At 32.4% G+C, this 16,636-nt stretch carries 10 protein-coding genes; 2 read left to right on the forward strand and 8 right to left on the reverse strand.

Translation table 11 applies throughout. The annotated features are described in order from the left end of the window. Positions 1-7: 7 nt before the first annotated feature. Positions 8-328 carry a YbaB/EbfC family nucleoid-associated protein gene (locus SHI72_RS04540; protein WP_039115062.1) on the reverse strand — a complete coding sequence of 107 codons (321 nt, stop codon included), beginning with the start codon at positions 326-328 and terminating at the stop codon, positions 8-10. A gap of 137 nt (positions 329-465) precedes the next feature. Between SHI72_RS04540 and SHI72_RS04545 the strand changes: the two genes are divergently transcribed. Together SHI72_RS04545 and SHI72_RS04550 are read left to right on the forward strand one after the other, a co-directional pair. After that, on the forward strand, positions 466-2,526 hold the full coding sequence (locus SHI72_RS04545; protein ID WP_323489184.1) for a S9 family peptidase: 2,061 nt from the start codon (positions 466-468) through the stop codon (positions 2,524-2,526). Positions 2,527-2,597: 71 nt separating this feature from the next. Beyond that, positions 2,598-3,638: a PLP-dependent cysteine synthase family protein gene (locus SHI72_RS04550; RefSeq protein ID WP_039115060.1), complete on the forward strand. Its 1,041-nt coding sequence runs from the start codon at positions 2,598-2,600 to the stop codon at positions 3,636-3,638. Positions 3,639-4,128: 490 nt separating this feature from the next. Here the strand turns inward: SHI72_RS04550 and SHI72_RS04555 are convergent, their stop codons facing one another. The 7 genes from SHI72_RS04555 to SHI72_RS04585 form a co-directional block, all read right to left on the reverse strand. Then, the gene (locus SHI72_RS04555) at positions 4,129-8,796 is read right to left on the reverse strand and encodes a hypothetical protein (RefSeq protein ID WP_323489185.1); all 4,668 of its coding nucleotides are present in this window, start codon (positions 8,794-8,796) and stop codon (positions 4,129-4,131) included. A 127-nt stretch (positions 8,797-8,923) separates the two neighbouring features. Continuing rightward, positions 8,924-11,380 (reverse strand): hypothetical protein, encoded by a 2,457-nt coding sequence (locus SHI72_RS04560; RefSeq protein WP_323489186.1) that lies wholly within the window; start codon positions 11,378-11,380, stop codon positions 8,924-8,926. A 7-nt stretch (positions 11,381-11,387) separates the two neighbouring features. Next, positions 11,388-12,731, reverse strand: coding sequence for a PKD domain-containing protein (locus SHI72_RS04565; protein WP_323489187.1), 1,344 nt, complete (start codon positions 12,729-12,731; stop codon positions 11,388-11,390). A gap of 73 nt (positions 12,732-12,804) precedes the next feature. Further along, positions 12,805-14,109, reverse strand: a complete 1,305-nt coding sequence (locus tag SHI72_RS04570) for an IPT/TIG domain-containing protein (RefSeq protein ID WP_323489188.1) — start codon at positions 14,107-14,109, stop codon at positions 12,805-12,807. 25 nt (positions 14,110-14,134) lie between these two features. Then, positions 14,135-14,971: a hypothetical protein gene (locus SHI72_RS04575; protein WP_323489189.1), complete on the reverse strand. Its 837-nt coding sequence runs from the start codon at positions 14,969-14,971 to the stop codon at positions 14,135-14,137. A gap of 387 nt (positions 14,972-15,358) precedes the next feature. Then, positions 15,359-16,009 carry a hypothetical protein gene (locus SHI72_RS04580; RefSeq protein ID WP_323489190.1) on the reverse strand — a complete coding sequence of 217 codons (651 nt, stop codon included), beginning with the start codon at positions 16,007-16,009 and terminating at the stop codon, positions 15,359-15,361. A gap of 1 nt (position 16,010) precedes the next feature. After that, a complete protein-coding gene (locus SHI72_RS04585; RefSeq protein WP_323489191.1) occupies positions 16,011-16,184 on the reverse strand; it encodes a hypothetical protein in 174 nt (57 codons plus the stop codon). Positions 16,185-16,636: the final 452 nt, after the last annotated feature.

A 16,636-nucleotide genomic window follows, 5' to 3' on the forward strand; every position in this document is an offset into this window, starting at 1 on the left:
TTGTACCTTACTTAAACAAATCATCCATTCCAGGAATCATTGGCATATCCATTTTTGCGACAGCATCAAGCTCGGTTTGGTTAACATCTGTAGCTTTTTCTATTGCTTTATTTAATGTTACAATCAGGTAATCTTCTAATTGCTCTTTATCTTCTAATAAAGAATCAGCAATTGTAATTGATTTTATTTTTCGGTTAGCTGTCAAAGTAACTTTTAATAATCCATCAGCACTTTGTTCATCTATTAAAACCGTATCTAATCGTTTCTTTGTATCTTCAATTTTTTGTTGGGTTTCTTTAAGTTTTCCCATCATTCCCATTAAATCCATTTTCGGTTGTTTTTAAATTATGGAACGAAATTACTAATTCAAATTTAAATTCAAGTGTTAATTAGATAAAAAAGCATTTAGTTACCCGTTCGTTTATGTTATTTTTGTACTTTCATTTTAAAATTAAAATCCAAAAAATGCCAAATAAAATTGCTGCCCCCATAGCTAAAGAAATTCCTAAGTCATTAAAGAAACATAAAGAAGTTAGAATTGATAATTATTTTTGGCTGAATGATAGAGAAAATCCTGAAGTTATTGACTATCTAAATCAAGAGAATGCTTACTACGAAAGTATGACAGCGCATACTAAAGATCTACAGAAAGCATTATATGAGGAGATGAAAGCCAGGATTAAGGAAGATGATGAGTCGGTTCCTTATTTTTATAATGGATATTTTTATATTACTCGTTTTGAAACGGGCAAAGATTACCCAATTTATTCTCGTAAAAAAGGAAGTTTAACTGCCGATGAAGAAATCTTATTTAATTGTAATGAGTTATCGGTAGGACATAATTACTTTAAATTAGGTGGATTGAGTATAAGTCCTGATAATAAATTTGTGTCTTTTGCACAAGATTTAGTCGGAAGAAGAATCTATACCATTCAGATAAAAAACTTAGAAACTGGCGAAATTCTTTCGGATAAAATAGAAAATGCAACAGGAAGTTCAGTTTGGGCAAATGATAACAAGACTATGTTTTATACAAAACAAGATGAGGTTACATTGCGTGCTGATAAAGTTTTTAAACATAAATTAAATACAGATTCTATAAATGATGTTTTGGTTTTTGAAGAAACTGATGATACTTTTAATGTTTCTGTAGGTAAAGAGAAATCCCGTAAATATATTGTAATTAGTTCAGGAAGTACACTTACTACCGAATATAGAACACTAAACTCTGATAATCCAGATGGAGAGTTTGTTGTTTTTCAACCTCGTGTTCGTGGTTTAGAATACAGTATTTCGCATTTTGAAGACCATTTTTACATTCTGACCAATAAAGATAAGGCGACGAACTTTAAGTTGATGAAAACGCCTGAAAATGCTACTGGAAAGAAAAATTGGAAAGATCTTATTCCGCATAGAGAAGATGTTTTATTAGAAGACATTGAAATTTTCAAAAATTATTTAGTTGTAGAGGAGCGTTCGAATGGGTTAAACCACATCCGAATCATGCCTTGGAACGGAGAACCAGATTATTATTTGCCTTTTGGCAGTGAGACTTACAGTGCTTATACCACAACAAATATCGATTTTGACACGGATATTTTACGTTATGGTTACCAATCGTTAGCAACACCATCTTCGGTTATCGATTTTAATATGAAAACGAAAACCAAAGAAATCCTAAAAGAACAACAAGTTCTAGGAGGGAAGTTTGATAAGGATAACTACATCGAAGAACGTATTTGGGCTACTGCTACAGATGGTGTAAAAGTGCCAATTTCTATGGTTTACCGTAAAGGATTGGAGAAAAACGGTAAAAACCCGTTAATACTTTATGCATACGGATCATACGGAATTACAATGGATACTTATTTCTCTTCAACACGATTATCATTACTAGATAGAGGTTTTGTTTTTGCAATAGCACATATTCGTGGAGGAGAAGATTTAGGAAGACAATGGTATGAAGATGGGAAATTATTGAAAAAGAAGAATACTTTTACAGATTTTATAGATTGCTCTAAACACGTAATTGAGCAAAAATATACTTCACCAGAACATTTATATGCCGAAGGAGGCTCTGCGGGCGGGCTTTTAATGGGCGTTATTGTAAATTGGGCACCCGAATTATATAACGGTGTAATTGCTCAGGTACCATTTGTAGATGTCATGACCACAATGTTAGATAGTAGTATTCCGTTAACTACTGGAGAGTATGATGAGTGGGGAAATCCCAATACAAAGAAATATTATGACTATATGTTGTCTTATTCACCATATGATAACATAAGTGCTCAAAAATACCCTAATATGTACATTTCTACTGGTTTACATGATTCTCAGGTGCAATATTGGGAACCTGCTAAATGGGTAGCTAAATTAAGAAATAAAAAAACTAATGATAATTTATTATTCCTTCATACAAACATGGATGCGGGTCATGGCGGTGCTTCCGGGCGTTTTGAAGCCCTAAAGGAACTTGCCAAAGAGTTTAGTTTTTTATTAGATTTAGAGAAAATTAAAAGGTAATTAGAATTTTTTTGTTAAATTTGCAACCTGTCGAGGTTAATTTAAAAATACCCTCGATTAACTATTTTTTTATGAAAGAAGAAATAACTGCTTACAACAACGTTTTAGAACTAATAGGCAATACACCGCTTATTAAACTAAATAAAATCACTGAAGAGTTAGAAGGCAATTTCTACGCAAAGGTAGAAGCTTTTAATCCGGGACATTCCTCAAAAGATAGAATCGCATTATATATTATTGAAGAGGCCGAAAAGAAAGGAATTTTATCTCCAGGAGATACAATTATAGAAACGACTTCGGGCAATACAGGTTTTAGCTTAGCAATGGTAAGCATTATAAAAGGATATAATTGCATTCTGGCTGTTAGCTCAAAATCATCCAAAGACAAAATCGATATGTTACGAAGTCTAGGAGCCAAAGTATACGTTTGCCCAGCGCACGTTTCTGCAGATGATGAGCGTTCTTATTATAATGTTGCCAAGAGACTACATGAAGAGACCAAAGGTTCGGTTTATATTAATCAATATTTTAATCAATTAAATGTTGATGCGCATTATAACACTACAGGACCAGAAATTTGGGAACAAACAAAAGGTCAGATTACACACCTTGTAGCCTGTAGTGGAACTGGAGGAACAATCTCGGGAACTGCAAAATACTTAAAGGAACAAAACCCAAACATTCGAATTCTAGGAGTTGATGCTTTTGGATCGGTATTAAAAAAATACCACGAAACAAGAGAATTCGATAATAAAGAAATTTATCCATACCGCATTGAAGGTTTAGGTAAAAATCTTATCCCTTCGGCTACAGACTTTGATATCATCGATAAATTTATAAAAGTTACCGATGAAGAAAGTGCTCACTCAGCCAGAGAAATTACCAGAAAAGAAGGTTTATTTGTAGGATATACATCTGGAGCGGTAATGCAAGCGATCAAACAATATGCAGAAGAAGGTGAGTTTACAAAAGACAGCAATATAATTGCAATATTTCCTGATCACGGTTCACGTTACATGAGTAAAGTATTTAGTGATGATTGGATGAATGAACAAGGTTTCTTTGACAGTGTCAATGAAGAAGAAGTTCAAAAAATTGAATTTGTAAAATAGATAAAATATTATTTTAGATATAGATATAGAAAAGCCTCAGATACTTCTGAGGCTTTTTTTTGTTTTAAAGGATATCAGATGATGACAGTTTTTTATTTTATAGAGATAGTGAATTAATAAAAGCAGTTAAATCCAAGTTTTACAATGCAAACTAAATATTAAGCAGAATAAGCGTTGATATTAATGATTTGAAGTTAGGGTAGCTTTTTTTGTAGATAAATCGACAAGAGGGGTTCATGATAGTTTTAAAGTAGTGGATATTGTTGAGGTTGTAAATGAAAGTGCTAAAACAATTGAATACTATTGCCTAAGACAGAAAATAATGGCTAATAATCAGATTTTGATTGAATGGATAGAATAGAAAAGCCTTCTGAAGTTTTAACTTCTGAAGGCTTTTAATTTTATGTTGTATTATATTTATCTTAAATTATAAAATAAACTCTAAATATTAATAATTTAATCTATTCTAAAGTTTTTGTTTAATTTTTTATTATCTAAAATTATTATTGTTTTTATACTTATACGTAAACTCTGTCGATTTCTTATCTCCCGGCAAATTGTATTTCATTACTATTTCATAATTGCCATAGCGGATAAACAAGAAATTACTATTTAGAAAACGGTTTGCAATTGATTCAATACCAGTATCACCATCAATATAGGCATTTATAATCTGATTGTTTAAATCAACCCAATCCTGTTTGTAAAGCAAAGGCATATTATACTTAAATGGGAAATTACCTTTTGTCCATGATTGGTTTACATTATTCTCAATACTAGTCATATAATAAGCATTGAGCGGTATCGCTTTTGCAGGAATCACTCCTAATTCACTAGTATCTCTGTCACTTATAGCATATTTACCATTTAAAGGATAATCTTTATAGAGATACGGAAAGATATCAGTTGCATAATATGCATCATTTAGTTTAGATTGTGCTGTTATCATAGGCTTACTATCGCTATATGTTACTCCTTGCAATTCAACCATATCAAATGCTTCCTGACTTGAAATCGTATTGGTTAAATAGATGACATCTGAAAACAAGACTCCAAAATTGTAACTCTGCGTATTTATCGCATTCATCTTAGAAGTAAAGGTTTTGTACATACTGGTGTTGAATGAATAAGATAGACGATCAATACTACCTTCTGCTTTAGATAATTGATCAGCTTGGTTCTCTCTTACTTGGATGTCATTACCGGCATCACTGATAGTATTCGTTTTTGTTGTAGCTGTTGAATTTCTTGACGGACTTTCTTTCAAACTACTTACTATCGAAAAGTTATATTTCTTGTCCTGATTAATATTAGGTAGATCATAATAGACTTCATTAGAACTGGTATTATAATTAAAAGTCGTAGCTTTTGCATTAGAAACTCCATCTTCATTTACCTTAATACTAGTTTCCCAATTGATATCTTCAAACAAATAATCCTGACCACGTTTAAGCTGAATGTATCCTTTTGGATATTCTTCTTCAAGGAAATATTTCTGATCTACAACCGGATACGAATATTTTATATTGGTAAGTGGAATATGATCGGGAGCTCCTCCCGTTGTAAATAGTCTCTCTTCATATTCTGTTGCCACTTTTCCGTCTATTATTATAGGCTGAAATACACCATTTACCATCTTTTGAAAACTAACCTCTACCTGAATTTTTAATTTCTTGTTCGGGGGTAAAATATCTGTAGAAACAAAATTAGCTTTGTCTTTTGAAGAACCCCATTCTAAGATTCCCTGAATTTCTTTTGTACCATCAAGAACCTTAAATTTTTCTAGTATCACCTTATAGGTAACATCACCTGCATCTTCCGGAATTACAAAAGCTTCATTTACCTTCATTGAAAAAGCGGCTTGAGGTACAGCGAAAACATCTACATCGGTAGAACTTTGTTTTGGAGTCACATCTGTTATCAGTTTAAGTCCACCTAGCGGAGATCCATTCTCAAACTTACATTCTTCCCCTATTTCTAATTTAAAGCGGAATTTACCTTTAATTAACCCTCCTAAAATATTCATGTTTCCACCCACATACCCTCTCATCCAAACTGGATTTGGTAATTTTGCCTGTAATAAAACCGCAGCCCCTCCTGAAACAATTGGAATCTTTAATTTCAAGAATGATAATTTGATTCTAATTCCTAATTCTCCTTGAAGGTAAGCATACGATTGTCCGTTGGCATACCAGCCATTTATACCCACTCGATCTCCTGTATTAGAACATCTGGCCTCTTGATAATCTTTTAGCATGATATCAAATCCCATTCCTGCCTGAAAACGGGCATAAAAAAGTAAGAAACTCAAATCCCCTGTATCAAAATCTAAACTTGCACCAAAGGCTATACCCCCTCCATTTGCCAATGCATTTTCGTCACGCATATAATCTAATTCTTTGGCATCTACCCCCAGAATCTGAGCCACAATAGGGGGTGGGGGCGGGCTTCCAGGCAATAATGTACCTGCCATAAAATAACTGGTTGTTTTAAGGTATAAACCGGCAACTCCTATTTTTATGCCACATCTTTTATCTGGAGTTCCCATGTACATATACCAATCTTTCGGGTCTTTATGAAATACTCCCCAAACTGCCTGCCCGCCAGGTCCAGTACCTGACAGAAAATTTCCGGGAGTATTAATATATACATCCGTTGTGGCATGCATAGAATTATTCTGAAAATCAAACTCTATTGCTGCAGCCATTTTTATGCCTACCGCAGCTGATAAATCTCCCGGAATCGCTGCTTTTGCTTCAGGAATATATTTACTGGCGAAAGAACCTTTAAGATCGCTTTCAGTTATGCCTAAAAAACTTTTCTTTGAAGTAACATCTGAGGCTACTTTTCCCATTAAATCAGTAACGTTTTTAAGTCCTGGTATAGAAGCCATAACATTTGCTTTCCCAAAAATAGCTAATCTATTGATTCCTCCTTTTGAGTTAAAAGCCATTTCAAATCCAGCTTCACCATCACAGATGCTTTCTGAACCAATATTAAAATAAATTAAAGCTTTAATTCCTAAACTTATTTTTTCATCAGGTGTATAACTTAATCCTGAGGGCGAGAAATCTCCAATGGCTATATCTTGATTTCTGTGCATTTTATAATAGGCACCTCCACCAAAACCAGTAATCATAAACGGTGATGGTACTGGAGGAAATTTTACTGCAGCATCAAAATACCAATATCTAAAAGTAGTACGTCCAAAAATAGCTTTAGCCTTTACGTTGACAATTTTTGCGACATCCACTTCTAAGTCAGCATTAAAACCATCTCCGTAGATGGGGTCTTTTTCCATTAGGATAAGACCTCCCTTAATGGTGAGTCCACTAAACTGGCAATCAATATTTATGGCTGATAAATCTAAACCATCATATCGGCTTCGCTGCCTATAACCGTCATCATACATTTTACCTTTTATCCCAATTCGGGCAGTGGCTCCGGCTCCGACACTTTCCATCAAGTTAATTCCTAAATCAAAATCGATTCGGGAATCATTTCCGTTAATGGCAACATTTATATTACCAATTGAAACAGGGAAATTTCCAAAGGCAACAGTACCTTTATAGCCCATATTTCGAACAGAAATAATAGGGGAGACGGTCTGCAATTGTAGATTTTCAAAAGAAATTCCTTTAAAGTCAACTGTACGTTTTCCCTCTACTTCCTTATCATCTGTTGCTCCTTTATTGGTACCAAAAGAAACTGTTCCGTTTAAATTAGCCTTAGGTAAAAACCGTCCATTGACTAATTTTAGTTCAACAGAACTATTAGGCAGCAGCAAAGCTTTTGCTTTCCAAATGTCAAAAGCTATGGAATCTTTTGTAACTACAATCAGCTGCTGTTCATTCATGGATATAAAACCATTATATGCTAAACCTGCTCTATTGGTTTGCGCTGGTTTATCCGGAGTTGGTGTTCCAGTACTTGGTGTTCCAGGAGTTGAAGTTTCTTTTTTCTCTGTTGTTACTTTAGTTATTGGTAAAAGAATCTGACCGCTTAAATTTGCTTTTACAAAAGTATTCGCCGCAATAGTTACATCAATATGATCTAAGGAATAGGCCCATGATTTTTCCTGACTGGTTATACCCCGATCCAGTGGAAACACATTATCGGCATAAAAAGTACCAGAAACCCCATATTTATCAATAATAAGATTTTGAGCTCCTACATAAAGTCGCTCTTTGCTTGATGCCGTATCTGTAGTCTGAAATTCTTTTGGCAGACCTACATCAAAAGTCTGAATGAATATTCCTTTCCATGCTTGGGGATTTGGTACTAAAAGTGTGTTTTTCGCATAATACTCCGGAAAGACGACTGTGGGGTCATTTTTTAAATCACTTAAATCCAATACTGCATTACTGACTAAAAACTGGAAATTACCGTCAAAATCCTTTCCATTTCTTTTATCTTTTAACGTGAAAGGTTGCAAACTTACATTGACTAAAATATCATTCCAACTACTTGCCATTAAGCTAAATTCACCTCTAACTCTGTTTGGTATCTGAACCGTTTTTCCGTTATAATACGTTTTAGGAACAGTTATCTTTGCTTCGTCGACAGTTTTAGTTATAGGATCAATTGGTAATATCAGGTTTCTTGAAAACTCAACGGCTCCCGAAATTTTCATTTCTTTAAAACCATCGCAATCAATTGTTACATAGGTCAAATCATCGACATTTCCGGTTGCCATATCAAAACCGCCGTATAATGAAACCTGCCATTTATTATCACTAAACGGAATATCAACATTACCAAGTAATACCAATTTGGCCTCTCCCATGATACCTCCCTGATGTGATAATTTTACATTATCAGCACCAAAAAATAATTGCATTGGTTGCCCGTCTGGCCCTTTTTGTGGAATATCTACTCTACAAAAAACTGTCAAAGTGGTATACTCTGGTAAAAAAACAGCTTTTGTAATTCCAATAGAATATTGAACATTATTTACTGTATTACGAATCCCTATTGGTAATTCTACCAAATCCTGATTTGAAAATTTATCAACCCAACGCTCAGAGGCTTCAATCTTTTCGATAGCGCTCGAAGCTGCTCCTAATTCTTTTGGTGGTGTAGCATTCTGCCCATAAGAAAAAACAACCGAAAGGATGATAAATAATACCGATAAATGTATTCTGTAAAACTTTTTCATAAGCAAATAATCCTGTTTTTTTGTAAAATAAAGCATAGTAACTTCTTTAATATTATAGCCAAACTTCTTTTTGAAACAATCTGTATCCCTTTGGCTTACATTAAAAAGAGGCATACTCTTTTGATTCTTAATTATTCTTTAGATGTTTAAAATCAACCTCATCGTCTTTAACCTTTTTCGTTGCTAAATCATGGTAAAACGGAATTAGTTTTATTTTTAACTCTTCTATTATTTCTGTATCTGTTTTATTCTCTTTCATCATTTTAAAGAAGTGATTTAATTCTTGTTTATTAAAATTTGAAAGATTTTCGTTTTTATGAATATCATCTGCAGAAGTATTGGCAAGTATTGAAATCTCACTAAGCATCCATCGATGAATTAATAAAGGTTGTAGCTTTTTATTTTTTCTTTCGACTAATTTTAAATAAGATTTATAGCTAATTTTATCGGTTGCATCTTGTTCACTGATCCCATGCATTTTATGTTTATTGACTCTTCCCAATGCCATAACATAATCATTTTCAAACACTGCGTCTTTGCGAATCATTTCTTGATCTAAACTCTGTACCGTTTCAAGAATATATTTGTTGTATTTGTCTAAGATGTCATTATTTAAATCATACTTTTTCAGATAAATCAACGCTTTTTCTTTAAAACTTCCATCATCTGGAGTTAGAGTCGTAAGTGTCAACAAATGTTGCAGTTCGTCCGAATCTTCCTTTGGAATCGGTCGTAATGCAAGTTGAAGTTCTTCTAACTGCTTTATGATTTCATTTCTGGTTCCTTTGTAAGTCTTGTCTTTGTGCTTTATTTCTAAAATAGGATCTGAAACAATTTTCACTTCTTCTTTAGGTTCTTTTTTGGCTGGTAATTTTATTTTATCCAGTGAATAAGAATAATTCAACGTAGCAGTTAAATCATTAAATTTCTTCGCATTAGAACTAGTTCTAAACATTGAAATAATACTCATATTAAAATTGTGTTTTTCGAGCAGCATATAACTATTGTTAAACTTAACTCCAAATACAGAACTTGAATTCATATTTGACTGAGAATTATTATACAGCACTCCAAAATTTGTATTTAGCTTATCTTTGAACAACTTCTTAGAGGCTCCAACGGAACCACCAACCGAAGAATTACTATTTTGACCAACTGCATTATTGGTGTAATTAAGAGAGCTGTTTAATGCTACTTTGGTTCCGATAAAATTTACGGAATGGGACAAATTATAATTCTGCACAGTACTGGCTTGTCCTTTTCTTATAATTCCTCCCTGTTCATTTGCTTGACCAGCAATACTATAATTGAAATTGAAATTTTGATTTCTCTTTTCCCCAAAAGCATAGGACATATTTACATTGGCATTTTGAGATAATTGCCTATAATCTAAAGTATCAGACTGTACTACATTTGGATTATTTATAAGCTCAAACTGATCTAATTTTTTATTCGTGTAAGTAGAGAAATTCGAATAACTACCCGAAATAGTAAGTTGATCTGTTACTGTATAGTTCATATTAATGGAAGCTACAACCCGTTTCGTATCCTGTTTTTTCGCTTTTGCTAAGTCATCTCTTTGAAAACCTAAACTGGTAGATACCGTAATTTTATCCTGATAAAAAGGACGTGAAAAACGCAACGCAATATTTTCTAAATCATTATTAAAATATAGTGCCCCCAATGTATTATAATTAGGATCAATGCGTTCGTACGTTAATCCTATGATACTTTTTTGGATGTTATAATCAAAATTAATATTTAAGGCGTTCATATAACTTGTACTTTCTTTGGCAGAAAATAACTTGTCCCTAAAACTTCCACCTGAAAGATTTGTACTTCGAGTATCATCCGTTAAAACAGACAAAGCATACTCAACATTAAAATTTAAATTTTTTAGTAAAGAGGTACTAAAGGTCAAACTGTTTACAAAATTTTCTTTTGGCGTTACTCCCTTATCATTGGTCATGTTTAGAGAATTCACATTGTCTTTGGCATAAAAACCAATCCAGCCAATTTTATATTGTGGTTGCTCAAAACCTATTTTTGCTCCGTAACCAAAACGCTGATACACTGGAATTCCTCCCATTGCATCTTCTTCTGAAACGGCCTTAAGTAATTGTCCTCCCATTAAAGTGACTTTAAAAGGACTTCTAGGAGTAAGTTCCAGACCAACTCCTTTAAATGGAAAACCACTTAAGGTATAAGGAGAAAAGGTCATACTTACATTACCTATATAGGCTTTTATCCATTTGTATTTGGGCATAATACTTAATCTGTTGAAATCAAACGGGGCTGTATAGCCCAAATTATTTCCTTGATTGGTAATACTATAAAATAGCGGAACACTGAAATTAAAAGCACTAATGTTTAAACTCCCAGAAAGCAGATAAGTAAAAGGCTCACGTGCATTTGGCATATTAGAATTATAATACATCATATTGGCATTAATATTACCTGTAACTTTAAAATTAGGTTTATAAAAACTCTCTAAATCCACATCCTGGGTATATCCTTTGCCGCAAATACAACAGACAAAAACGATACATAACCAAAACAAGATCTTCTTATTCTCTCTCTTCATTTATTGGTTATTGTTTTTGTACTTTGATATCGCATAAAATATAAGAACCTGTTCCGTTCTTTACCATATCTTTAATTTTGATGGCTCCTTTTCGTCCGTCTTGTGTTTTAAACAGAATGATTTTTGGATAAGTAAAGCCAAATTGCTGTTCGCCAGCTGCGTTATAATTTATATTTAAAGATTTTATCGGGGTATCATTTACCATCGCGTCAAATTGGGTTTCGGTGAAATTTAAACCACAATTACACAAATTTTGAGAATTTATAAAAATGGTGCTTTGTGCATTTTGGAGTGTTAAAAAGCCATAATTGTTTCCCTGATCCGGCGATATAAATCTGTTATAGGTAAAATTGTTGTTCAAGCCCTGAAAAACAATATCAATTAAGCTGCTATTTTGATCGTTGATTTCATTTGCCTTGTATACCTGTCTTGTAACTGTTGAAAACATTGCTCCAATAGTATTGTTATTATGTCCTGAATTAATTCCCAATTTAACATTGGTCAAAATACGCAGATTCGTATCTGGCAAAACTGTAATAGTGGATTTAAAAATCTGACTTGTCTTATCGTTAATAGCTTCTAGTGTAACTTCGTGACTGCCTGCACTTGTAAAAACAACTGTAGGGTTTTCTTCTGTTGATGTCGCTGGATTTCCGCCTGAAAAAGTCCATTTGTAGTTTGTCGCACTAGTAGATTTATTGGCAAAATGTATCGTAACCGGAGCCTGAAAATCATCATCTTCGAACTTTGGTTCGTAGGTGAACAAACTCACTAAATAAGGAGCCACAGTGATTGTTTTAGTTTGTTTCTGTGATTCAAAACCATTAGAAACCGTTAGCGTAATGATGTGTTCACCAGGAGTTGTAAACACAGTATTTGGAGGTGTTTTTCCTGCGAAACTTGCAGGGATTCCGTCTTGAAAATCCCACTGAAAAGTTAAGCCCTCCCCAAGGGTAGTGTTCTTTAAAACAACTTCAACCGGAGAATTATTACTCATAATAATTTCATGGGTAAACTGAATGTTGATTCCGTCTCTTATAACAACGGTTTTACTAAATTCTTTATGCTCTCCATCTACATTTGATGCTTTGAGTTTGATTGTATATGTTCCTTGTTTATCATACAATATCTCTCCTGGATTTTTTGAAGATGAAGTACTTGGATTGCCTCCTTCAAAAGTCCATTCGTACGTATCTGCTCCAGTGACTTTATTGTCTATTTTGATAATAACAGGAATTGATTCATCCTCATTTACATACGAAGTCGTAAAATCACCTTCTAAGGCTATAGAAGTTTCCTGATAACACGAAGTAATACCAATAAATAATAGTAAGAGTAAAGTTTTTTTCATTCCATTTATTTTAAAACAGTACAGCTTTTTAGGGCTGTAATGTTTTTATTATACAGTATTCTATCGCTAAATATTACAAATAGCGTTTGATAATCTTATCTGTAGAAAAAGCCCAAACAACATTGTTCTTATATGAAATATTGCGGATAGGTTGGTCGTGTGTGTAGTCAAGTGTCCAAACACTACCACCATTAATTGTTTTATAGATTTTATTATCTAGAATTGCCCAACCTGTATTGGCATCTTTAAAAGTAAATTTGGTAAACATCTCTCCATTATAAATTTGAGACCAAGAGTCACCTCCATTAATGGTTTTAAACAACTTAACATCTAATAATGTTTTTAGATATTTATTGATTAAAAGAAAACCATTTTCAGAATCAACAAAACAAATTTCTCTAGCGTAATAACCTGCAGGTTCCTTTACAAAAGGATACTCTTTCCAACCGTCTGTTGTGTTGTTTTTGAATAAGATAAAAGGCTGATTGATATTACCTTGTTCCTTATATCCAATTGCCCAAATATGATCATTATCAATTTCTGTTGCTTGATAAAGATTGGCTCCATTATCTTCTATTTCGTAAACTTTAGTAAAATCAACTCCATTTTTTGTGGTAAATACTTTTCCTTTTTGAGAGACAATTGTCCCGTCTTTCATATTATCATCTACATAGATAGAATAAGCAGTTCCTACTTTGTTATCTCCAAAATTGGCAAATTCATCTATACCAAGATATCCACCAACTGCTATTTTAGAAATTCCAAAACCAGTATGACACCATCCTTCATCATTTATAGTTGCATGAAATCCAGCACCAAAACCATTATTGGCCCAATCTGTCCAAGTAATACCTCCATCTAAAGTTCTAGAGAGACGTGCACCACTTTGAGTGTAATATAAAATCTTATCACTTAACATTTGTATGCGAGGAATTGCGGAGTCACTTTTTCTATGTATTGGAATAGTGAACCAGCCTGTAGTTGATGGAATTGGTAAAATACCAATGTTGCCATTATAAGTATTTTTTACATCATTAGTTACTATTCTGTTTGCAATTGTTAGAACTAATGATGGTAATAGTTTTTCCGTAGCTGGTAGTGTAAATGATATTTCGCTGGCAGTAGCCGAAAGAATTATTGCAGGTACCCCATCAAATGTTATTTTTATATCACTTACTTTATCCGAAAAATTTTCACCATAGATACTAACAGTTTCTCCAGTTTCTCCAGCATTTTTTGAATAGGATGTTACTTTTGCTGTTTTTATCACTACAACTGGTGGCTCTTGAGTAGGCGAATCATTTCCTGAATCTGAACTACAACTATTCAGCGTTAAAAAAAGTTGTAATGCTACCACTACTAAAATTCTCTTTTTCATTTTTATTTAATTTCTGTTAACTTAATTATTTTCTGTTTTCTAAATATTGACTCCCTAAAGTATATCCGTTACCAACAAGTACTCTCACAATATTCATCGCAGTTATATCTTTGCTCATTCTATATCCAATTGGATTACCTCTATTGTCAAAAGTGGCTTTAAAAACCTTATTATCAAACGTAATAAGTTCTTGATTTAAAAATTTATCATAGCCTGAAACCATAGCTGATTTAGCAAACCAGGTAGCAATTTTATAATTATCTAAATCCATAATTTCATACATCAATTCTCCATTAGTTGCTGGCGATGTCATTTTTATATAACCAATTATTTTATCATCAGGATCCAGGTTTTGTGCCTTTATACTATAAATAACACCTGTATCGTCAATTGCTAACTGATAGCTGTTTATCAAATTGTTCATTACATCCGAATCGTTCTTAATACCTAAAAGTTTATTCGAGACTCCCGTTGGTTCTCCATTAATAAATTTTTCCACGGCTTCTGTATTTAAACCATCAGTATTTAAATAATTATGTTCTATCAACGCATTTACAACGCTCTTCTCATTATTAAAAGGATTGAACTTTCCTGATGTAAAAGCAATTTCATTGAACTTTCCTGTTGTTTCATTTCGTAACTCTATCCATGGAATAGCTGCTGGATCAGAAACTTTTTTTAACTCAGCGGAGATAGTATAGCTTTTATCGAGATTTGAAATTTTAAAAAGCGGCTTTTTACCTTCTATATATCCAATTGTTTTTTCATCCAGCTTTATGTCTCCTTTATCAATCTTGATTTTTTGTGCAAAACCGCAAATACTGATTAGTATAATTATTAGGGTTAAAATATTTTTTTTCATATTTAAAATTTTATTTTTCGACCACTTTATTTGTTATTTTTCTAATCAAAAAAATGATCTTCTTCTTAGCTTTTATTGTCTGTTAACCATTATGTTAACTGCTCTTTTATTAACGTTATGCCTTCCATTCTCCATTGAATCTGATCTAAACTATTAGCATTAAACAAATCACGTTCTATAAATTGATCTTTAATTGTAGAACTTGAAATACTACCAGGACCTGATTTATATTCAACCATTATGTCTTTATCAAATCCTCCGCAATTAATACATAATGCATCAATAGAACTATTGGCGGCTGTTGGTCTTGCATTAGGTATAGAATGTTCAAATTTGATTTTCTTCTCCTTCGTAAAATTTGCACCAATCTTTTACTATATCTTTCATTTAAATGATTAACTGTTTATACTCTTTAAAATCAAATCCTTGTAATTTTGATTCCTCTAATGTTTTTTTCAATTCTTCACTTATTAATATAAGTGGAGTAATATTACTTAGGCTTAAAATGTCATACTTAGGAAAAGTATCTAATAAGACTAACTGTTTTATTTGAATATCTTTTTCAAAATTTAGTTCTCCTTCTAATTTATGTAGCTGGTCGACTGAAGAGAAATTAAATTCTTTTAATATAGTGAATGGCCATTTTTGAAATAATTCAAATGTTGTTTTCTCAAAATCAACATAATTTATAAAACTATCTATAAAGTGAAACCAATAATATTTTAATTGTTTATTATGATGTACAACTTCAGCAGGATAAAAACGATGCGGGGGCAATTTAAATTTACAGAGTAAATCTTTTAATTCATTATCAATTGTAAGCCCTTTAAATCCAGGCAAATAATGAAGTAAATTAGTTGCTACGGCATTATTTCTAATCTTTACACTGTAGATAGGTTCAAATTCTGGAAATTTATTCCAAAAGACATTCCAATAAGAATAAGGAGATGATAAATTGTATTTTTCTGATTTCTCAATCTGAGGATATTCTCCAATAACATTTAGTTCATCGGTATTAAAAAAAGTGTAGTATTTCATTTTAATTAATTCCGTATTTAGGGTTTATAATTTCTTTAAAATATGTATTTAAGTTTTTTGATGTAGAATTTTTTGTATTAAAAATTTCAGCTTTTAATTCCGGGATTAATTGTTTCTGTATAAAATCGTTACATACATCTGGACTTAAATTTCCTTTCTCCATAAACTTATTCATAGTACAATGCATATATTTTTTATTTCAATAAACGTATATTACTTTTATTTAAGTACATTTTTCTCTCGTCCTGCGTAGCGTCGTAGCTTTGTATTCTTTCATTTTTAAACTATTCTCCTAGCGTTGTCGCTACGAAGCTGAGCAGGGGATTTATAAATTCAGTTTCTCCTTAATTAAAGTACTTTTTATTCAAATAACATATTAGCAATGCTAAAAAAAACTATTTTGATTAAGATTTTATCCCAAGTTATTTCTTTAAACTCTTTTTTATAATGCTTAATATTTCTTCCATAATTAATTTGAAATTAAGTAGTTTTCTGTAAAGCTTTATTTATTAATTATTCGGAGTCTCTCTACTCTTTGTACCTTTTCATTTAATCTATTTTTTTCTATTGTTACTGCTACAAAATATAATTACTTCGTACATGGGGTCTCATATCAAATTCACTGAA

This window comes from Flavobacterium sp. PL02 (assembly GCF_035013205.1).
GTDB lineage: Bacteria > Bacteroidota > Bacteroidia > Flavobacteriales > Flavobacteriaceae > Flavobacterium.

Bases quoted from the DNA above. Each gene is read 5' to 3' on its own strand.
- SHI72_RS04540 (WP_039115062.1), bottom strand. From the start codon at position 328: ATGGATTTAATGGGAATGATGGGAAAACTTAAAGAAACCCAACAAAAA.
- SHI72_RS04545 (WP_323489184.1), top strand. From the start codon at position 466: ATGCCAAATAAAATTGCTGCCCCCATAGCTAAAGAAATTCCTAAGTCA.
- SHI72_RS04550 (WP_039115060.1), top strand. From the start codon at position 2,598: ATGAAAGAAGAAATAACTGCTTACAACAACGTTTTAGAACTAATAGGC.
- SHI72_RS04555 (WP_323489185.1), bottom strand. From the start codon at position 8,796: ATGAAAAAGTTTTACAGAATACATTTATCGGTATTATTTATCATCCTT.
- SHI72_RS04560 (WP_323489186.1), bottom strand. From the start codon at position 11,380: ATGAAGAGAGAGAATAAGAAGATCTTGTTTTGGTTATGTATCGTTTTT.
- SHI72_RS04565 (WP_323489187.1), bottom strand. From the start codon at position 12,731: ATGAAAAAAACTTTACTCTTACTATTATTTATTGGTATTACTTCGTGT.
- SHI72_RS04570 (WP_323489188.1), bottom strand. From the start codon at position 14,109: ATGAAAAAGAGAATTTTAGTAGTGGTAGCATTACAACTTTTTTTAACG.
- SHI72_RS04575 (WP_323489189.1), bottom strand. From the start codon at position 14,971: ATGAAAAAAAATATTTTAACCCTAATAATTATACTAATCAGTATTTGC.
- SHI72_RS04580 (WP_323489190.1), bottom strand. From the start codon at position 16,009: ATGAAATACTACACTTTTTTTAATACCGATGAACTAAATGTTATTGGA.
- SHI72_RS04585 (WP_323489191.1), bottom strand. From the start codon at position 16,184: ATGAATAAGTTTATGGAGAAAGGAAATTTAAGTCCAGATGTATGTAAC.